Origin of the sequence: Solwaraspora sp. WMMA2101 (genome assembly GCF_049179175.1) — a bacterium.
Lineage (GTDB): Bacteria > Actinomycetota > Actinomycetes > Mycobacteriales > Micromonosporaceae > Micromonospora_E.
Genome location: NZ_JBMHMA010000006.1, coordinates 977,452 through 994,690 on the forward strand (window position 1 = coordinate 977,452; position 17,239 = coordinate 994,690).

Here is a 17,239-nt window from a genome sequence, read left to right on the forward strand (position 1 = left end):
CGCCAGATGGACTTCGGCGTCGTGTTCCAGTGTGACCCGCCCGCCCGGGAGCTGGTGTCGCTGGCCCAGCGGGCCGAGCAGGCCGGCTTCAGCCACGTGTGGACGTTCGACTCGCACGTACTGTGGCAGGAGCCGTTCGTCATCTACAGCCAGATCCTCGCCGCCACCTCGTCGGTGACGGTCGGGCCGATGGTGACCAACCCCAGCACCCGGGACTGGACCGTCACCGCGTCGACGTTCGCCACCCTCAACGAGATGTACGGCAACCGTACGGTCTGCGGCATCGGCCGGGGCGACTCGGCCGTCCGGGTCCTCGGTGCCCGCCCCACCACCCTCGCCGAGCTGCGCGAATGCGTCACCGTCATCCGCGACCTGGCCGCCGGACGGACCGTGCGCTACCGCGACCGGGACATCACCCTGCCGTGGGTCGACGACGGGGCGCTGGAGGTGTGGGTCGCCGCGTACGGGCCGAAGGCGCTCGCCCTGGCCGGCGAGGTCGGCGACGGCTACATCCTGCAGCTGGCCGACCCGGACATCGCCGCCTGGATGATCGGCGCGGTCCGGGCCGCCGCGCAGCGCGCCGGCCGTGACCCCGACGCGGTCACCTTCTGCGTCGCCGCCCCCGCCTACGTCGGCGACGACCTGGCCCACCAGCGGGAGCAGACCCGCTGGTTCGGCGGCATGGTCGGCAACCACATCGCCGACATCGTCGCCCGCTACGGCGGTGACGGCGGCGGAGTGCCGAAGGTGCTCACCGACTACATCGCCGGCCGCCAAGGCTACGACTACGCCGAACACGGCCGGGCCGGCAACACCCACACCGACTTCGTACCGGACGAGATCGTCGACCGGTTCTGCCTGCTCGGCCCGGTCGACGAACACCTGCGCCGGCTCGCCGAGCTACGCGACCTCGGCGTCGACCAGTTCGCCGTCTACCTGCAACACGACGCCAAGCAGGAAACCCTGGCCGCGTACGGCGAGCAGATCATCCCCGCGTACCGCCGGGTGGTCGCGTCTTGACCAGCGGCCCGACCAGCAGCTGGGCGCGCCGGGCCGGCGTCGCCGGGGCCGCGCTGGGTGCGCTCGCCCTCGCCGCCGCCGCGTGGGAAGGCTACAAACTGGTCGGCGACCCGGACGGCACCGACCTGTTCGGCGTACCGCTGCTGCCGCGCGCCGACGACGCCGCCATGCCGCACCTGGCCGACGTGGTCGCCGGCCTCGGCGCCGTCGACGTCGCCGCCGGCCAGCCGGTGTGGCGGGTGGTCGTCGACGCCTGCCTGTTCACCCTCGGGGTGACCGGCGTCGGGTTCGCCGCCGGCACCCTGGTCGGGATGGTCCTGGCGGTGGCGATGCAGCGGCTGCGGATCGTCGAACGGGGACTTCTGCCGTACGTGGTGCTGTCGCAGACCGTGCCGCTGGTCGCCCTCGCCCCGGTGATCGCCGGCTGGGGCGGGCGGCTGTCCATCGGCACCTACCCGTGGCAGCCGTGGATGTCGGTCGCGGTGATCGCCGCGTACCTGGCGTTCTTCCCGGTCGCCGTCGGCATGCTGCGCGGCCTGCAGTCGCCGCCGGCCGCCGGGGTCGAGCTGATGCGCAGCTACGCGGCCGGCTGGTGGCGCACCCTGTGGAAGCTGCGGGCTCCGGCCGCGCTGCCGTACCTGTTCCCGGCGCTGCGGCTGGCCGGGGCCGCCGCCGTGGTCGGCGCGGTCGTCGGGGAGATCTCCACCGGCACCCGGGGCGGCATCGGCCGGCTGATCCTGGAATATTCCCGGCAGGCCACCAGCGCCCCGGCGAAGGTGTACGCGGCGATCCTCGGCGCCGCCGCCCTCGGCCTGGTCGTCGCCGCCACGGTGACCCTGCTGGAGCTGGGGCTGACCCGGCACCAGCGGCGGGTGGCGGTGACCGGATGAGCAGTGCATTCGCCGTCGAGATCACCGGGGTCGACAAGGTCTTCAACGCCGGCCGGGCCGACGCGGTCACCGCGCTGACCGGGGTGGAGCTGACCATCGGCCGGGGCGAGTTCGTGTCGCTGATCGGGCCGTCCGGCTGCGGCAAGAGCACCCTGCTGCGGCTGATCGCCGACCTGATCACCCCGACCGCCGGCACGGTCACCGTCAACGGCAAGGCCGCCCGGCAGGCCAGACTCGACCAGGAGTACGGCATCGCCTTCCAGCAGGCCGGTCTCTTCGACTGGCGGACGGTGCGGCGCAACGTGGAGCTGCCGCTGGAGCTGCGCGGGGTGCGGCGGGCGCAGCGCCGGACCCGGGTCGACGAGATGCTGGCCCTCGTCGGGCTCGCCGACTTCGCCGGCCACTACCCGGCTCAGCTCTCCGGCGGCATGCAGCAGCGGGTGGCGATCGCGCGGGCGCTCGCCGTACACCCGCCGTTGCTGTTGATGGACGAACCGTTCGGTGCGCTCGACGAAATGACCCGCGAACGCCTGCAGGACGAGCTTCTCGGCATCTGCGCCCGCACCGCGACCAGCACCGTCTTCGTCACCCACTCGATCTCCGAGGCGGTGTACCTGTCCGACCGGGTGGTGGTGATGTCGGCCCGGCCGGGGCGGATCACCGCCGTCGTCGACGTCGACCTCGGTGCGCGCACCGATCAGACCCGGCAGTCGGCGGAGTTCTTCACCGCCGTCACCGAGGTCCGCCGGGCACTGCGCGGCAGCGGCGCTGCGGCCACCGAGCCGGCAGCGACGTGAGGTCGTTGCGGGCGGCCGGGCCGCCGGTCGCCGTCGGGCTCGTCGGGCTGGCGCTGTGGGAAGCGACGGTACGGCTGGGCCGGGTCGCCTCGTACGTGCTGCCGTCGCCGTCGGCGATCGCCGAACAGTTCTGGGCCAGCCGTACGGTGGTGCTGTCCGCCGGGCTGGCCAGCGGCACCAACGCGCTGATCGGACTGCTCGCCGGGGCGGCACTCGGGGTGCTGGTGGCGTTGGCGGTCAGCCGGCTGCGGCTGCTCAGCGAGGTGTCGGTGCCGCTGGCGGCGCTGGTCAACGCGCTGCCGATCATCGCGCTCGCCCCGGTGCTGAACAACATGTTCGACGCGGCCAGCAGCGTGCCCCGGCGGATCGTCGTCGGGCTGGTCGCGTTCCTCCCGGTCTTCGTCAACACGCTGCGCGGGCTGCGTCAGGTGCAGCCGATCCACCAGGAGCTGATGGCCAGCTACGCCGCCGGTGGTTGGACCTTCGCCCGGCTGGTCCGGCTGCCCGGCGCGCTGCCGTTCGTCTTCACCGGGCTGCGGCAGGCGTCGTCGCTGGCGGTGATCGCGGCCGTGGTCGCCGAGTACTTCGGCGGGCTGCAGGACGGGCTGGGGGCGCGGATCACCTCGGCGGCGTCGCTCACCGCGTACCCCCGGGCCTGGGCCTTCGTGGTCGGCGCCTGCCTGCTCGGCCTGGTCTTCTACCTGGCGACCCTGCTGCTGGAGCGCCTCGCGATGCCGTGGCGCACCGGCCAGACCCCGTGACCTCTGCTTCCCCTGGCGCTCCCGTCCGCGCGCCGCAGTCCCCCGCTCCATCATCGCGACCAGGAGGAACACGAAGATGAGAAGACGGTTGGCCGCCGCGGCGGCATTGACGGGCGCCGCGCTGCTGATCAGCGCCTGCGGTACGGCGGACGAGGAGCCGGACGCCGGTGGCGGTGCCACCGACGGCACCACCACGGTGAAGGTGCAGTTGCAGTGGTTTTTCCAGGCCCAGTTCGCCGGCTACATCGCGGCCGTCGAAAAGGGCTTCTATGCGGAGGAAGGGCTCGACGTCGAGCTGCTCGAAGGCGGGGTGGACATCGTCCCGCAGACGGTGCTCGCTCAGGGGCAGGCCGACTACGCGATCGCCTGGGTGCCGAAGGCGCTCGCGTCGCGGGAACAGGGTGCTGAGATCACCGACGTGGGGCAGATCTTCGCCCGCTCCGGCACCTACCAGGTGGCGTTCGCCGACTCCGGCATCAGCGGGCCGGCGGATCTGCGCGGCAAGAAGGTCGGCAACTGGGGCTTCGGCAACGAGTTCGAACTGTTCGCCGCGATGACCCAGGCCGGGCTGGACCCGGGGTCGGATGTGACCCTGGTGCAGCAGCAGTTCGACATGCAGGCGCTGCTGCGCGGCGACATCGACGCCGCCCAGGCGATGAGCTACAACGAGTACGCGCAGCTGCTGGAGGCGGAGAACCCGGACACCGGTGAGCTGTACACGCCGGACGATTTCACGGTGCTCGACTGGAACTCCGTCGGGACGGCGATGCTGCAGGACGCCATCTGGGCCGACACCACCAAGCTCGACGACCCGGCGTACCAGGAGCAGACCGTCAAGTTCCTCACCGGCACCATCAAGGGCTGGGCGTTCTGCCGGGACAACCCGGAAGAGTGCCGGGACCTGTCCGTCGCGGCCGGGTCGACGCTGGGTGCCAGCCACCAGCTGTGGCAGGTCAACGAGGTCAACAAGCTGATCTGGCCGTCGACCGGCGGGATCGGGCTGATCGACGAGGCCGACTGGGCGCGTACGGTCGAGTTGTCGCTGGCCACGAAGAACCAGGACGGCCAGACGGTGCTGACCGCCGAGCCGGAGGGGTTGGCCTACACCAACGACTACATCACCCAGGCGCTCGAAGCGGCGGAGGCGGACGGCGTCGACGTCACCGGTGCCGACTTCACCCCGCTGACCGTGACCCTCAACCCCGGCGGCGCCTGAGCACCTGCTCTCTGGGAGTCGACGAGAACGCAGGCGCACATCGATGCGGTGACCGGGCCGGTGGCAACTGCCATCGGCCCGGCCGTCGATCCCGTAGGCATCCCCCGTCGAGACAGGGTGGTGGCGCCACCGGGTTTCTGGACTACGCGACGTCCAAGCGGACGTTCCCGATTCGCGCAACTATGTCGAGGTGCCCGCCAAGGCCCGTGACGTAGGCTCTCAGTGACTCGAGGCTCGTGGCCTCACCGTTCTCGATCTGGCTGATGCGCGCTTGCGACAGGCCCGCAGCCTCGGCCAGCTGCACCTGGGTGAGGCCCAGCTGCTTCCGAATCTCGGCGAGCTGGGCACCGCTCACGGAAGCCAGCATCTGCTGACGCATCGCGGCGCGTTGGGCGACGCGGGCAGGGCTGTCCCATTCAGGGTCGGCCGCCCGAGCCTTGGCTTTGACGTCTCGCCAGTTCGTCGGACTCACTCGTCCTCCTTGAGTCGCTTCAGGTGCTCGTCGAACCTCGCATCGGCCAGCGGGATCGCCGTCTCGTACCAGTCCTGCCACCGGCCAGACTTATCGCCCGCAACGATAAACACAGCCTCCCGAAACGGATCGAAAGCGAAGATCATCCGGATCTCCGAACCGCCAGTCGATCCCGGTCGAAGCTCCTTCATGTTGTGGAACAGGCTGCCTTTGAGCCGGTCCACAAGGGGTCTACCCAGAGCCGGACCGTGCTCGGCCAACAGGTCTACGGCTTCCGCCACCCGGTCGGCGGTGACTGGGTCGGTTCGGCAGAGTTCGATGAACCAAGCCTCGACTTCGGGATGTAACGACACCTCCCACACGACGTGATTATAAGCCAAGCTTATTGGCACGCGCTCGCCGGGCGTCCCAAGAAACCGCCGGACGCCAGGCGGAGAGCCTCGACGCCCAGGCGCTCGAAGCGGTGAAGGCTGACGACATCGACATCACCGCCTCCGGGTTCACCCCGCTGACCGGCACCCTCAACCCCGACTGCGCCCGAGCCGGGGTCAGCAGCCGGCCGACTGCGACACGCCCACTCCCCATGATCAGTTGACGAGGACCGGGCGGCACGCCGGCACCGTCTCGGTTTTCGTCAACTGATCTTGCTGGCCCCGCTCTAGCCAGCGCCGGCGCTACCGGTGGACACTTGGAAGTCGTATGATTTCCATATGGTAACCACAGTCAACCTGCCGGACGATCTTCACGCGCAGCTCAAGCAGATCGCTGAGACTGAGCACCGGTCGGCCAACGCCACCATCGTCGTCGCCGTCGAAGAGTACGTCGCCCGGCACAGCAAGCGCTCCAAGGTGCGTGGGTTGGCCGCCGAGGTGGCCGAGCGCCACCGTGAGCTGCTCGACCGGCTGGCCCAGTGACCGTCTACCTCGACGTCGAAGACCTGCTGGAGATCGGCTCGATCGTCTTCGGCACGCCGGCCAAGGTCCGCGACTACGGGCTGCTCGCCTCCGCCGCTGCCCGACCGAGCACGATCGTCTTCGGGCAGGAGGCCTACCCCGACCTCGCTGGCAAAGCGGCCAGCCTGCTGCACTCGATCTGCGGCAACCACGCACTTGTCGACGGCAACAAACGCCTGGCGTGGGCCGCCGCGCTGGTCTTCATCAACCTCAACACCGGGACGCCGATCCCGGACGTCAATGTCGACCGCGCCGAGGCGTTCATGCTCGCGGTCGCCGACGGCAGCCTGCACGAGGTCGACGCGATCGCCGCCGAGCTGCGACGGCTTGGCGTCGTCTACTGAGCGCCCCCGGTTCGTCGGTACTGCCGGCGCATACCGTTGATGGCGGGATGTTCGCGCCGAATTGAAAGCGTCGACTTTAGCGAGGCAGTTGGGCAGTGGTCAGTTCGCCGCAGCGGGGGCACCAGCGGCTCTTCACCTTGAACGAGAACAGCCCGGCGAGGTAGCCGAGCAACACGGCGCTGGTCAGGGCACAAACGTCCATCGTGATCCACTTTCCATTGCAGTTTGGAATGGGTCGGGCTGGTGGTTGCCGCCACCGGCCCGACCCCGGCTCAAGCGGACGGCGGGCAGCGGGCTGCAGAGGTCTACGGATGTGCGGCGGGGAAGGGGTCGACGCCGTTGGGCGGCTGGTGCCGCTGCAGTACGCCGGGACGAGCCAACGCGGACTTGTAGACGCCGATCGCGGCCATCCGCCCGTCCCGACCCGCCAACGTGATCGTGGCGAGGATGCCGACCACCGGGGAATCGGCGTCGTCCAGGCCGTACCGGATGTCGGAGACCCGGACCGTCATCGACCGGTCGCCGAACACCCAGTCGGCCTTGCCGAGATGCAGGGTGTCACCGACCCGCAGGAGTTCACCGTCGGCCATCAGTCGTCCCGCCCGTCGTGGACGTACCCGTCCGGCCAGAGCCCGGCGTACTGCAACACCGCCCGCACCCGACGCGCCTTGACCTGGTCCCACCGGTCCAGCACCGCCAACGCGCTGGTGAACGGCGGACACAGCGCCGGCCCGTCGCACGCCCGGCACTCGGCCAACCGACTCGGCATGTGCACGGCGACCGTCTCCCGCGCCCGGTCCAACACGTCAGCGTCCGGCCGGTTCCGCATCGCCGCCGCCACCTCGTCCAGCACCGCCCGCTCGGCGTCAACAGCCGCACGCTCGGCATCCGGCGCAGACGCCACCCCACGCGCGGTCAGCAGCCGGAAACGCGGATCACTCCCGATGTCCGTCTGCCCCGGCGTCCGTCGCGGCAACGGCGGCCGGTTCGGCGTCGGACCTTCATTGCGAACGACGTACGGCGACCCGCCATACCTACTGCGGGGACCTTGGTTCCTGGTCAAGAGCTTCTCCTTCGCAGGGAGGACTGTTGAGAGGTCTGCGGCAGGTACAGGGCCGAATTCAGGCACAGCGGGCAAGAGCACTGGGGTCACCAGTGCCCTCGATTCAACATCCGTGATCCGTGGGGGCCGGGATCCTTGGCCGACTGACCAGCGCAGGAACCTCAAGTAAGCAGAGCTTATAATGATTGTGATAAGGCTGCAGTGGCGTTGGCCAACAAGGTTCCCCACCCGAGTACGGTCAGTGAGCCAAGCCGCCACGCATCCGGCACCATGATCGGAGGCAGCAACCGGAGGCAACCATGACAGACCAAGGCTGGACCAGCAGCTCAGACCCGTACCTCGTCGCGCAGCAGCACGACGCGTGGTCCGCCGAGGCCGCCGGCCGGGGACGCGTCGGCACCCAACAGCTCCTCGGCGTCGAGACCGTCGACGCGGACACACAGGTCAGACGCGCACTCGGACTCGCCGCCGGCGAACGAGCCATCGTCCGCCGCCGACTCATCCTCGAAGACGACCGGCCCGTCGAACTCGCCGACTCCTACTACCCGGAACCCATCGCCGCCGGCACCCCACTCGCCGACAACCACAAGATCAAAGGCGGCGCGGTACGGGTCCTCACCGACCTCAACCTCACACCCCACCAGGTCACCGAACACGTCACCGCACGACGGCCGACCGACCACGAACAGGAACTCCTCGACATCGCCGCCGACGAACCACTCCTCGTCCTCACCCGCATCAGCCGCGCCGCCACCGGCCAACCCGTCGAGTACGCCGTCATGCGCACCGTGACCAGCCGCTCCACCGGCCACACCTACCAGATGCAGGTCCCACCCGCATGACCAACGAACCCGACCCCGCCGCTGCCAATGACGTACGCGACCGCCAGCGCCAGATCGCGGCCGATCTCCGCCGACAGATCCTCACCGGCGAGTTCAAGCCCGGCGACAAGGTGCCCTCCACGGCCCAGCTCTGCGAGCGGTACGGCGTCTCCAACCTCACCACCCAACGCGCACTCGCCATCCTCAAGAAGCAAGGATTCGTCCGTGGCGAGTCCGGGGTCGGCGTGTTCGTCACTGCCAACCAGCCGATCGTGGTCGAAGCGAACCACTACCCGGGCCAGACCAGCAGCGCCAATCCGTACCCGTGGATCAGTGAGATCGCCAGTCACGGCCGCCGCAAGACCAGCCGCCTGCTCTCCGTTGACGAGGTAGCGCCGCCGGTCGCGGTCGCCGCGGCGTACGACCTCGAACCCGACACCAGCGTCATCCGCCGGCGGCTTCTGCTCCTGCTCGACGACGTCCCGGCCGAACTGGTTACCAACTACTACCGCACCGACCTCGCGCATGGCACCTCGCTCGCCGAGCACCGCCTGATCAAAGGCGGATCCCTCCGGGTGCTCGCCGAACTCGGCAAGCACGCCGGACCAGCCGTCGACGACGTCGAAGCCACCATGCCCACCATCGACGAGTTCATCGCCCTACAGATGCCCGACGACATGCCCGTGCTGCGCCAGTTCCGCATCATCTACACCACCCACGGCGAACCCATCGAAGTGACCGAGATGATCAAAGCCGCCCACCGGCACAAGGCCAGATACCTCCTACCCGGACCGCAGGAAGGCTGACCCTTCGGTGCTTCCTGCCGGACCTGGAAAGATCGACGGCGCCGAGGCGGCGACTCAGTCAACCAGGTCAGCGCGGGGGTCGATCACCCAATGGTGCGACCGGATGACGCGGTCGGCGAACGGCACGCTGGTCTCGCCAAGCAACGTGAATCCGAGGCTTCGGCAGACACCGTTCGACGCGACGTTGGACACCGCCGGGTACGCGTGCACACTGCCCCAACGGCCGTCGGCGGCAGCCCGACGCAGCAGCGTACCGGCCGCCCACCTGGCAAGCCCTCGGCCCTGAAACTCGGGCAGCACCATCCACCCGATCTCGGACACCGGCCCGTCGTCGAGGTCATGGGTCCACAGAGCCACCGAACCGGCGACCGTGGTCGGGTCGGCCGCGTCCGGCACGATCATCTTGATCCACTGGGTGTCGGCGGCCGCCGACTGGACGTCCCGCTCGACCTTGGCCGCGATGCCGTCGACCGGCAGTGGCCCGCCGAGGTCGGCCATCATCACTGGGTCGCAGCGCATCCGGACGTACGCGTGGACATCATCGGGCCGTACGTCTCGTAGCAGCACGCTGACTCCCCCTGCTTCGTCGAGCACCGCCTTCAGGTTGGCACACCGTATGCACCCATGCCGGGCCGGCTGGTCGGACCCTCGATAGAGTCGAACGCGGTACCCGCACCCACGGAGAAGGTGACCGATCACATGGCGACGCAGGTCATCGTGCTCAACGGTGGTTCCAGCTCCGGCAAGTCCGGGATCGTCCGGTGCCTCAAGCACCTGCTGCCCGGCCCGTGGATCAGCTTCGGCATCGACGACCTGATCGAGCGGCTGCCGCCGACCGTGGTGACGTTCGGCGCACAGGGCGAGGTCATCCTCGGCGACGGCTTCGACGAGCTGCAGCACGCCTGGCGGGTGGGCGTCGCGGCGATGGCGAGGGCCGGGGCGCACATCATCATCGACGAGGTCTTCCTCGGCGGCGGTGTCTCCCAGGAGCAGGCGCGTCGATATTTGGACGGCCTGTCCGTGCTGTGGGTCGGGGTGCGGTGTGCTGCGGACATCGCGGCGGCGCGGGAGATCGCCCGTGGTGACCGGGTGGTCGGGATGGCAGCGTCGCAGGCCCAGATAGTCCATCAAGGAGTTAACTACGACATCGAGGTGGACACCAGCCACCTGGAGTCGCTGGACTGTGCCCAGACGATCGCCGCGCGGGTGGACGCCACGCCGCAGGGCTGACCGGCTCAGCCCTCCGTCTCTGGAGGCTCGACGTATCCAATTGGGCTGATCTCCGGCAGGTGCAGGAGGACGTCCACGGATCCGGCGAGGTCGTCGAGCGCGGAGTAGTGTCGCTCGTCCTCGTCGGGGTGATACATGCCCGAAACCAGGCGCACGGCGTGCCCGCCGGCCAGCCACCGCCCGACGGCTTCGGGCTTCGGGGCGGTGGTCAGGTCGACGGCGTACCCCGTGCCCAGCCTGGCCGCGACGTGGTCGAGGGTCTGGTCCAGGCTGCCGGGGCGCGGTGCCGGCAGGCGCAGGTCCCGGATGCGACCGGACCCGAAGGTGGTCAGCACGCAGCGGTAGCCCGTCCCGAGATGTGCGCGGAGTCGGGAGCCGAAACTGGTCCCCCGCGCCGCCAGGTGACCAATCCCGTCCCAGACGACGGCTCGCCGGCCGGTGGCCCGCAGGTGTTCGACCAGTCGATCCGCTGCGACCGCCTCCTCGTCCTCGCCGTCGTGGCCCTGGCTGAGGGAGGTGGCGTGGAATCGCACGATGCGGTCGAGCGCCGCGAGCGCCCGGGTCGCGTCGTCGGTGCCGGGTTCGAGTCCGGCTGCCGTCGCGGTACGGGCCTGCCGGGCCAGGTCGACGAAGGGCGCGCCGGTCCACCTGCCGTGGGCGCGTTCGACGTGTTCGCCGCCATCGTGTGCGACCCGGATCGTCGCCAGGAGCGCCGATATCCGCTCGTGGTCGCGGGTGCCCGCCGTCAGGGCGAGGACCAGGTCGTAGTCGGCGGGCACCGCCGTGGGGTGGGCGATCCCACGAATCTCCACCTGGTCGGCCGGGTGGGTGGCGTTGTGGGCGCGCAACCAGAGCAGCGCGCGGCGCAGCGACTCGGTGCGCCACGGACCCCAGGCGTCGGCCAGGATCGCCTCGGGACCGGAACCTGACGTCTCCCCGGTCCTGGCCCAGCGGTCGAGCCGGGCGCCGATCTCGGTGGTGTCCTGGAGGACGACGGTACGCACGCCTCGGGTCACCAACGCCTGGAGCAGGTCGACCTGCAGTTCGCTGACCTCGGCGCTCTCCCGGGTCGTCGGCGCGAGGCCGATGACCGTTGGCGCGGCATGTACATCGTGGTCTGCCCGGCTCGGCAGAAGGGCGTCGGCGACGTCGGTCACGACGTCCCGCCACGGGGTGTCGCCGTACGGTCGCATCGGTCGGGCGTGGGTGGACAGCCAGTCGAGGACCGCCGCCGGAGCGTCGGCGCTCATCGAATGCTGCCGTCGGCGGCGGGCGCGTGGGTGACGTCGAGCGCCCCGGCCAGCTCGGCCAGCAGGCAGGCGCGGGACTCGACATCGCCGGCCTTCGCCGCGTACCGGCCGTCGACGACCTGCTGCGGCGAGAGGCTCAGCGACGTCGGGACCGGGCGCATCCGCAGCTCCTCGGCCACCTGGCGCAGCTGCGCCACGGCGCGACCGCCGCCGGCCATCCCGTAGCCGACGAAGGCCACCGGCTTGTCGGCCCACTCGGCGTACAGGTGGTCGAGGGCGTTTTTCAGCACTCCCGGGAAGGAGGCGTTGTACTCGGGGACGACCATGACGTACGCGCGGTAACTGGCGATCGCGGCGGCCCAGCGGCGGGTGGTCTCATGCTCGTAGCTGCCGAAGACGGCGGCGAGCGGCTCCCCCAGCATCGGCAGGTCGACGGTGGCCAGGTCGACCACCTCCAGGCGGAGATCCGGCTGGCTGGTGTCCGACGCCACCCACTGGGCGATGGCGGGTGACCGTCGGGTGGGGCGGGTGCTGCCGGCGATCACGCCGACCCGCAGCGGTCCGGTCGGGCCGGCGACGTTGTCCGTTTCCATGCCATCGACGCTAAAACTTCAACATTGGTTGAAGTCAAGCGACGATGCGTCCCAGGTCCACCACCGTCCCGCAGAGACACTGAGCGCTCTTGTCCACCAGAGTCGCTGGGACCGGGGAGGATCACGGTGAGACAGAGTTCGGCTTCCGGCCGTCCGCAGTCGCCGGTGCGGCCGGCAGATCAGCCGGACACCAGGTGATAGCCGGCACCTCGGACGGTGCGTACCCGTGGCCCGTTCGGCAGCGCCGCGAGCTTGCGGCGCAGTCGCTTCACCGTCGCGTGCAGCGCGGCCCGGTCGCCCAGATAGGCGCCTCCCCAGACCGCCTCGAACAGCTGCCGGTACGTCCACAGCCGCAACGGTGGGCTGGCCAGCCGCAGCAGCGTCGCCCGCTCCAACGGGGTGAGCGCCAGCGCCTCGCCGCGCCAGGTGACCTCGGTGGAGACCGGGTCGATCAGCAGGTCGCCGAGGCGGGTCGGCCCGGCTCGCGACGGACCGGCAGCGGCAGATGGATCGGCCGCCGCCGGCAGCCCGTCGGCCGCTGACAGCAGCATGGTCCGCAGCTCGGTGAGGTTGTTGACGACCAGTACGGCGCCGAGGTCGTCGACGCGGGACACCAGCCGCTCGCGTACCGCCGGGTCGGTGGACACGCACACCACCAACGGCACCTCGCCACCCGTCACCGCGTCTCCCCCAGTGTGTCCCCGGAGGTCAGCCAACCGGGTGAACCGGCCCACGTCAACGCCCGCGTGGGAGCACTTCCAGCGCCGGGCGCTGTCCCGGTATTGCCCGGCGATTGCCCACCTTGATGCTTTCACCTGGTCATCGGGACACCGAGCATGGCCGGCAGGCGGGATCCGCCTGTCACCACTGTGAGGAGAACGATGATCCATCCACCTGGACGGACCGGCCCGCCACCAGCGGGTGTCCGGTACGCCGCCGCGATCGTGCGGTACGTCGCCGCGACGCTGGCGGTCGTGCTCGGCGTCACCACCGCCACCACGGCCGCGTCCGCAGCCCCGATCGGCGGCAACGGCGACGCCCCGGCGGCGGTCAGCGCCGAACTGCTGGCCGACCTCGCCACCGACGGCACCACCAGCTTCATGGTCTCCCTGCGGGAAAAGGCGACCCTGGACGCGGCGGCACGGATCAGCGACCGGGCCCGACGTTCCGTCGCCACGTACGAGCGGTTGACCGAGGTCGCCGAGCGCAGCCAACAGAAGCTGACCGCCGACCTGACCCGGCGCAAGGTGCCGTACACCAGCTTCTGGATCGCCAACGCGGTGCAGGTCACCGGGGACCGGGCGCTGGTCGACGCGATCGCCGCCCGGCCGGAGGTGGCGCGGGTGGAGCCGGTGCGCAGCCACGAGCTGATCGAGCCGGTCACGCAGCCGTCCGTCGCCGACGATCCGCAGACCCCGTGGGGGGTGGAGCAGATCGGCGCGCCCCGGGTCTGGTCGGAGTTCGGCGTACGTGGCGACACCGTGGTGATTGCCAGCATCGACACCGGAGTCCAGTTCGACCATCCGGCGCTGGTCGCCAGCTACCGGGGGAACCTCGGTGACGGCACCTTCGACCACGACTACAACTGGTTCGACCCGTCCGGGGTGTGCCCGGACGCGACGCCCTGCGACAACCAGGGGCACGGCAGCCACACCGTGGGCACGATGGTCGGTGACGACGGCGCCGGTACCCGGATCGGGGTGGCGCCGGGGGCACGGTGGATCGCGGCGAAGGGCTGCGAGGCCCGCAACTGCTCCGACCCGGCGCTGCTGGCCGCCGGCCAGTGGGTGCTGGCGCCGACCGACCGCAACGGCGAGAACCCACGCCCCGACCTGCGGCCGGACATTGTCAACAACTCGTGGGGTGGTGGCCAGGCCGACCCCTGGTACGAGCAGGTGGTGACCGCGTGGCGGGCGGCCGGGATCTTCCCGGTCTTCTCGGCCGGCAACGACGGGCCGGCGTGCAACACCGCCAGCTCCCCCGGCGACTACCCGGGCGTCTACACCGTCGGCGCGCACGACGTCGACGGCACGATCGCGGGGTTCTCCAGCCGGGGTGCGTCCGGGGTGGACGGCCACATCACGCCGGACATCGCCGCCCCCGGGGTGGGCACCGTCTCGGCGATCCCGGGCAGCCAGTACGGCACCGCCGACGGCACGTCGATGGCGGCGCCGCACGTCGCCGGCACGGTCGCGCTGCTGTGGTCGGCCGCGCCGGTGCTGCGTAACGACTACGACGCGACGGTCGCCCTGCTGGACCGGACCGCGATCGACGTCGACGCGACCGAATGTGGCGGCACGGTGGCGGACAACAACATGGCGGGCGAGGGTCGGCTGGACGCGTACCAGGTGGTGGCGCAGTCACCCCGCGCGCAGACCGGCCGGCTGACCGGCACGGTGACCGACGCGGCGGACGGCTCCCCGGTCGCCGGGGTGACCGTGACGGTCGCCGGGCGCAGTGTGCAGACCGGACCCACCGGCGGGTACACGACGTACCTGCCGGCCGGCACGCACACCCTGACCGTCTCCGGGTTCGGCTGGGCCACCCGGACGCTGACGGTGACGGTCGGCACCGCGCCGGTGGTCCAGGACGTCGCCCTCGACGCGGTGCCGCTGGTCACCCTCTCCGGTCGGGTCACCGACGGCTCCGGGCAGGGCTGGCCGCTGTACGCGCGGATCGACATCGCCGGCCGGCCCGGCCACCCGATCTTCACCGACCCGACCAGCGGGCGGTACGCCGTACCGGTGCCCCGGCACGGCACGTACCAGCTGACGGTGACCCCGCTGTACCCCGGCTACCGGACGGTGACCACCGAGGTGGCGGTCGGCGGCCAGGCCCGGACGGCGAACCTGACGGTAGCGGCGCACATCGCCTGCACCGCGCCCGGCTACACGGCCGGCACCGGCGCCACGGTGTTCGCCGCCGACTTCACCACCGAGCCGGCCGGCTGGTCGATCGTGGACCGCACGGACGGCGGCGGCTGGACCTTCACCGACCACCACCAGCGGGGCAACCTGACCGGCGGTACCGGCGGGTTCGCCATCGTCGACAGCGACGGCCACGGCGTCGGGCGCAGCCAGGACACCCTGCTGCACACGCCGATGGTCGACATCTCGCAGATCGCGGCACCGGTGCTGCGGTTCCGCACCGACGCGCGGATCGCCGGCAACGGCGACGTCGCCGCGATCGACGTCTCCACCGACGGCACCGAATGGGTCAACGTCTCCCAGGTGACCGAGAGCGTACGCGGGCCGCAGTTGGTGGAGATTCCGCTGGCACCGGTGGCCGGTGCCGACCAGGTGCAGGTCCGGTTCCGCTACCGGGGCGGGTACAGCTGGTGGTGGCAGGTCGACGACGTGGCGATCGTCGACCGCACCTGCACGCCGGTCGACGGCGGGCTGATCGCCGGGTTCACCAGCGACGCGAACACCGGGACGCCGGTGGTCGGGGCGCGGGTCGCCGACCCGCAGCGCCCGGACGAGTACGGGACGTCGGCGGCCACCCCGGCCGACGAGACGGTGCCGGACGGGTTCTACTGGTTCTTCGCCAGCGGGGCCGGGCAGCAGCGGTCGTTCGTCGCCGAGGCGGCACCGTACCAGCAGCGCAAGCGGACCGCCTCGGTGATCGCCGGCGGCTCCCGGCGGGTCGACTTCGACCTGCGCGCCGGGCAGTTGGCGGTCTCCGGCGCACCGGTCGGGGCGGAGCTGCCAGCCGGCGGCAGCGGCAGCGCCGAGTTCACCGTCCGCAACACCGGGTCCGCGCCGGTGACGGTGACGGTGCTGGAACGGCCCGCCGCGTCGGCGACGCCGCCGCTGTCCGGGCAGCCGCCGTGGCAGCAGTTGACCGACGCCCCGGACGGGTTGTCCGACAACGCCGCTGTGGTGCTCGACGGCGTCGTCTACTCGATCGGCGGTGGCACCCACCTGGGCACCACCCGGCAGGCGTGGGCCTACGACCTGGCCGCCGACTCCTGGCAACGGCTGCCGGACCTGCCCCGCGACCGGGGCAAACCGGCGGTGGCGGCGGTCGACGGCAAGGTGTACGTCTTCGGCGGCTGGGACACCGACTTCCGGCCGCAGTCGGCGGTCGACGTGTTCGACCCGGCGACCGGGGCGTGGCAGACCCTCGCCGGGGTGACCAACCCGGCGCCCCGGGCGGCGGCCGCGGCGGTGGTCGTCGAAGGGCTGATCTACCTGGTCGGCGGCTGCCGGGACGACCTGTGCCGGGCGTCGGCCGACGTGCTGGCGTTCGACCCGGCGACCGGCACGTTCCGGGCCCGCGCCGACTACCCGCACGAGGTGGCGTGGCATGCCTGCGGGGCGATCGACCTGCGGATCTACTGCGCGGGCGGGTTCAGCCACGACGGCGACTACGCCGATACCCTCGCCTACGACCCGGACACCGACCACTGGTCGACCCGCGCGGCCATGCCGGAGCACGTGACCAGCATGGCGTACTCGGTGGCCGCCGGCCGGCTGGTGCTGGCCGGCGGCATGCTCTCCGCTGGGGAGATCACCGATCAAACCATCGGGTACGACCCGGTGGCCGACGCCTGGCAGGAGCTGGCTCCGACCGGGCAGGCCGCGTTCCGGGGCGCCGGTGCCTGCGGTGGGCTGGCGATCGGCGGCATGTCGCCGCAGTGGGCGGCCCTGCCGTCGATCTCCCGGTGGTCCGGGGCGGCGGACGGCTGCGCGCCGCCGGCCGAGGTGCCCTGGCTGCGGGTACGCCCGGCGAGCTTCACCCTGGCGCCGGGCGCGTCGAAGGCCGTCACGCTGCGGTTCACCGCTGACGCCGTGAGCGGGGTCGACGGGCCCGGCCGGTACACCGCCTCGTTGGCGCTGCGGGCGCAGACTCCGTACCCGGTGCCGACGGTGCCGGTGGAGTTGACGGTGCGGCAGCGGTAGGTCGTACCCCGGTGAGTTGTCCGGGGTAGCTGGTGCGGGGCGTCGAATCGACGCCCCGCACCACCGCGTGCCGGACCGGACCGCTGGTGGCCGGTACGGCACGCGGTCGGAACGCCGCA

The 17,239-nt window shown here is 71.1% G+C and carries 21 protein-coding genes; 12 read left to right on the plus strand and 9 right to left on the minus strand.

What is annotated here, in order from left to right:
- Nucleotides 1-6 precede the first annotated feature (6 nt).
- The 5 genes from ACN28F_RS04950 (at nt 7) to ACN28F_RS04970 (ending at nt 4,684) form a co-directional block, all read left to right on the plus strand.
- The gene (locus ACN28F_RS04950; protein WP_421357106.1) at nt 7-1,020 is read left to right on the plus strand and encodes a TIGR03842 family LLM class F420-dependent oxidoreductase; all 1,014 of its coding nucleotides are present in this window, start codon (nt 7-9) and stop codon (nt 1,018-1,020) included.
- Nucleotides 1,017-1,910: an ABC transporter permease gene (locus tag ACN28F_RS04955; protein ID WP_289206914.1), complete on the plus strand. Its 894-nt coding sequence runs from the start codon at nt 1,017-1,019 to the stop codon at nt 1,908-1,910. The genes ACN28F_RS04950 and ACN28F_RS04955 overlap by 4 nt, the downstream gene beginning before the upstream one ends.
- Nucleotides 1,907-2,707, plus strand: a complete 801-nt coding sequence (locus ACN28F_RS04960; protein ID WP_289206915.1) for an ABC transporter ATP-binding protein — start codon at nt 1,907-1,909, stop codon at nt 2,705-2,707. The genes ACN28F_RS04955 and ACN28F_RS04960 overlap by 4 nt, the downstream gene beginning before the upstream one ends.
- Nucleotides 2,704-3,468, plus strand: coding sequence for an ABC transporter permease (locus tag ACN28F_RS04965; protein ID WP_289206916.1), 765 nt, complete (start codon nt 2,704-2,706; stop codon nt 3,466-3,468). Before ACN28F_RS04960 ends, ACN28F_RS04965 begins: the two co-directional genes overlap by 4 nt.
- Nucleotides 3,469-3,544: 76 nt before the next feature.
- Nucleotides 3,545-4,684: an ABC transporter substrate-binding protein gene (locus ACN28F_RS04970; protein ID WP_289206917.1), complete on the plus strand. Its 1,140-nt coding sequence runs from the start codon at nt 3,545-3,547 to the stop codon at nt 4,682-4,684.
- A 142-nt stretch (nt 4,685-4,826) separates the two neighbouring features.
- Here the strand turns inward: ACN28F_RS04970 and ACN28F_RS04975 are convergent, their stop codons facing one another.
- Both ACN28F_RS04975 and ACN28F_RS04980 read right to left on the minus strand, forming a co-directional pair.
- A complete protein-coding gene (locus ACN28F_RS04975) occupies nt 4,827-5,156 on the minus strand; it encodes a helix-turn-helix domain-containing protein (RefSeq protein WP_289206918.1) in 330 nt (109 codons plus the stop codon).
- Nucleotides 5,153-5,518, minus strand: a complete 366-nt coding sequence (locus ACN28F_RS04980; protein WP_289206919.1) for a type II toxin-antitoxin system RelE/ParE family toxin — start codon at nt 5,516-5,518, stop codon at nt 5,153-5,155. The genes ACN28F_RS04975 and ACN28F_RS04980 overlap by 4 nt, the downstream gene beginning before the upstream one ends.
- A 23-nt stretch (nt 5,519-5,541) precedes the next feature.
- On the opposite strand from ACN28F_RS04980, the gene ACN28F_RS04985 reads away from it, so the two are divergent.
- The 3 genes from ACN28F_RS04985 (at nt 5,542) to ACN28F_RS04995 (ending at nt 6,453) form a co-directional block, all read left to right on the plus strand.
- Nucleotides 5,542-5,751: a hypothetical protein gene (locus tag ACN28F_RS04985; protein ID WP_289206920.1), complete on the plus strand. Its 210-nt coding sequence runs from the start codon at nt 5,542-5,544 to the stop codon at nt 5,749-5,751.
- A 115-nt stretch (nt 5,752-5,866) separates the two neighbouring features.
- A complete protein-coding gene (locus ACN28F_RS04990; RefSeq protein WP_289206921.1) occupies nt 5,867-6,070 on the plus strand; it encodes a CopG family ribbon-helix-helix protein in 204 nt (67 codons plus the stop codon).
- A complete protein-coding gene (locus tag ACN28F_RS04995; protein ID WP_289206922.1) occupies nt 6,067-6,453 on the plus strand; it encodes a type II toxin-antitoxin system death-on-curing family toxin in 387 nt (128 codons plus the stop codon). Before ACN28F_RS04990 ends, ACN28F_RS04995 begins: the two co-directional genes overlap by 4 nt.
- A 76-nt stretch (nt 6,454-6,529) precedes the next feature.
- Here the strand turns inward: ACN28F_RS04995 and ACN28F_RS05000 are convergent, their stop codons facing one another.
- The 3 genes from ACN28F_RS05000 to ACN28F_RS05010 form a co-directional block, all read right to left on the minus strand.
- The gene (locus tag ACN28F_RS05000; RefSeq protein WP_289206923.1) at nt 6,530-6,655 is read right to left on the minus strand and encodes a hypothetical protein; all 126 of its coding nucleotides are present in this window, start codon (nt 6,653-6,655) and stop codon (nt 6,530-6,532) included.
- A gap of 103 nt (nt 6,656-6,758) precedes the next feature.
- Nucleotides 6,759-7,043 carry a hypothetical protein gene (locus tag ACN28F_RS05005; protein WP_289206924.1) on the minus strand — a complete coding sequence of 95 codons (285 nt, stop codon included), beginning with the start codon at nt 7,041-7,043 and terminating at the stop codon, nt 6,759-6,761.
- Nucleotides 7,043-7,357 (minus strand): hypothetical protein, encoded by a 315-nt coding sequence (locus tag ACN28F_RS05010; protein ID WP_421357107.1) that lies wholly within the window; start codon nt 7,355-7,357, stop codon nt 7,043-7,045. Before ACN28F_RS05010 ends, ACN28F_RS05005 begins: the two co-directional genes overlap by 1 nt.
- Before the next feature lie 458 nt (nt 7,358-7,815).
- Here ACN28F_RS05010 and ACN28F_RS05015 point away from each other — a divergent pair, with 458 nt between their 5' ends.
- Together ACN28F_RS05015 and ACN28F_RS05020 are read left to right on the plus strand one after the other, a co-directional pair.
- Nucleotides 7,816-8,358 (plus strand): GntR family transcriptional regulator, encoded by a 543-nt coding sequence (locus ACN28F_RS05015; RefSeq protein ID WP_289206926.1) that lies wholly within the window; start codon nt 7,816-7,818, stop codon nt 8,356-8,358.
- Nucleotides 8,355-9,143, plus strand: coding sequence for a GntR family transcriptional regulator (locus ACN28F_RS05020; RefSeq protein ID WP_421357108.1), 789 nt, complete (start codon nt 8,355-8,357; stop codon nt 9,141-9,143). Before ACN28F_RS05015 ends, ACN28F_RS05020 begins: the two co-directional genes overlap by 4 nt.
- A gap of 54 nt (nt 9,144-9,197) precedes the next feature.
- Here the strand turns inward: ACN28F_RS05020 and ACN28F_RS05025 are convergent, their stop codons facing one another.
- Entirely contained in the window at nt 9,198-9,737 is a 540-nt protein-coding gene (locus ACN28F_RS05025) for a GNAT family N-acetyltransferase (RefSeq protein ID WP_289206928.1), read from the minus strand.
- A 105-nt stretch (nt 9,738-9,842) separates the two neighbouring features.
- Here ACN28F_RS05025 and ACN28F_RS05030 point away from each other — a divergent pair, with 105 nt between their 5' ends.
- On the plus strand, nt 9,843-10,373 hold the full coding sequence (locus ACN28F_RS05030) for a chloramphenicol phosphotransferase CPT family protein (RefSeq protein WP_421357109.1): 531 nt from the start codon (nt 9,843-9,845) through the stop codon (nt 10,371-10,373).
- A gap of 5 nt (nt 10,374-10,378) precedes the next feature.
- Here ACN28F_RS05030 and ACN28F_RS05035 read toward each other — a convergent pair whose 3' ends face one another.
- From ACN28F_RS05035 to ACN28F_RS05045, 3 genes are all read right to left on the minus strand, one after another.
- Nucleotides 10,379-11,623 carry an erythromycin esterase family protein gene (locus ACN28F_RS05035; RefSeq protein WP_421357110.1) on the minus strand — a complete coding sequence of 415 codons (1,245 nt, stop codon included), beginning with the start codon at nt 11,621-11,623 and terminating at the stop codon, nt 10,379-10,381.
- The gene (locus ACN28F_RS05040) at nt 11,620-12,216 is read right to left on the minus strand and encodes an NADPH-dependent FMN reductase (protein ID WP_421357111.1); all 597 of its coding nucleotides are present in this window, start codon (nt 12,214-12,216) and stop codon (nt 11,620-11,622) included. Before ACN28F_RS05040 ends, ACN28F_RS05035 begins: the two co-directional genes overlap by 4 nt.
- Nucleotides 12,217-12,395: 179 nt before the next feature.
- Nucleotides 12,396-12,896 carry a winged helix-turn-helix domain-containing protein gene (locus tag ACN28F_RS05045; protein ID WP_421357112.1) on the minus strand — a complete coding sequence of 167 codons (501 nt, stop codon included), beginning with the start codon at nt 12,894-12,896 and terminating at the stop codon, nt 12,396-12,398.
- Between the two features lie 201 nt (nt 12,897-13,097).
- Between ACN28F_RS05045 and ACN28F_RS05050 the strand changes: the two genes are divergently transcribed.
- Nucleotides 13,098-17,120 carry a S8 family serine peptidase gene (locus ACN28F_RS05050; protein WP_421357113.1) on the plus strand — a complete coding sequence of 1,341 codons (4,023 nt, stop codon included), beginning with the start codon at nt 13,098-13,100 and terminating at the stop codon, nt 17,118-17,120.
- The last annotated feature ends 119 nt before the right edge of the window (nt 17,121-17,239 follow it).

Bases quoted from the DNA above. Each gene is read 5' to 3' on its own strand.
- ACN28F_RS04970 (WP_289206917.1), top strand. From the start codon at position 3,545: ATGAGAAGACGGTTGGCCGCCGCGGCGGCATTGACGGGCGCCGCGCTG.
- ACN28F_RS04950 (WP_421357106.1), top strand. From the start codon at position 7: ATGGACTTCGGCGTCGTGTTCCAGTGTGACCCGCCCGCCCGGGAGCTG.
- ACN28F_RS04960 (WP_289206915.1), top strand. From the start codon at position 1,907: ATGAGCAGTGCATTCGCCGTCGAGATCACCGGGGTCGACAAGGTCTTC.
- ACN28F_RS05015 (WP_289206926.1), top strand. From the start codon at position 7,816: ATGACAGACCAAGGCTGGACCAGCAGCTCAGACCCGTACCTCGTCGCG.
- ACN28F_RS05035 (WP_421357110.1), bottom strand. From the start codon at position 11,623: ATGAGCGCCGACGCTCCGGCGGCGGTCCTCGACTGGCTGTCCACCCAC.
- ACN28F_RS05030 (WP_421357109.1), top strand. From the start codon at position 9,843: ATGGCGACGCAGGTCATCGTGCTCAACGGTGGTTCCAGCTCCGGCAAG.
- ACN28F_RS05050 (WP_421357113.1), top strand. From the start codon at position 13,098: ATGATCCATCCACCTGGACGGACCGGCCCGCCACCAGCGGGTGTCCGG.
- ACN28F_RS05005 (WP_289206924.1), bottom strand. From the start codon at position 7,043: ATGGCCGACGGTGAACTCCTGCGGGTCGGTGACACCCTGCATCTCGGC.
- ACN28F_RS05020 (WP_421357108.1), top strand. From the start codon at position 8,355: ATGACCAACGAACCCGACCCCGCCGCTGCCAATGACGTACGCGACCGC.
- ACN28F_RS05000 (WP_289206923.1), bottom strand. From the start codon at position 6,655: ATGGACGTTTGTGCCCTGACCAGCGCCGTGTTGCTCGGCTACCTCGCC.
- ACN28F_RS04990 (WP_289206921.1), top strand. From the start codon at position 5,867: ATGGTAACCACAGTCAACCTGCCGGACGATCTTCACGCGCAGCTCAAG.
- ACN28F_RS05040 (WP_421357111.1), bottom strand. From the start codon at position 12,216: ATGGAAACGGACAACGTCGCCGGCCCGACCGGACCGCTGCGGGTCGGC.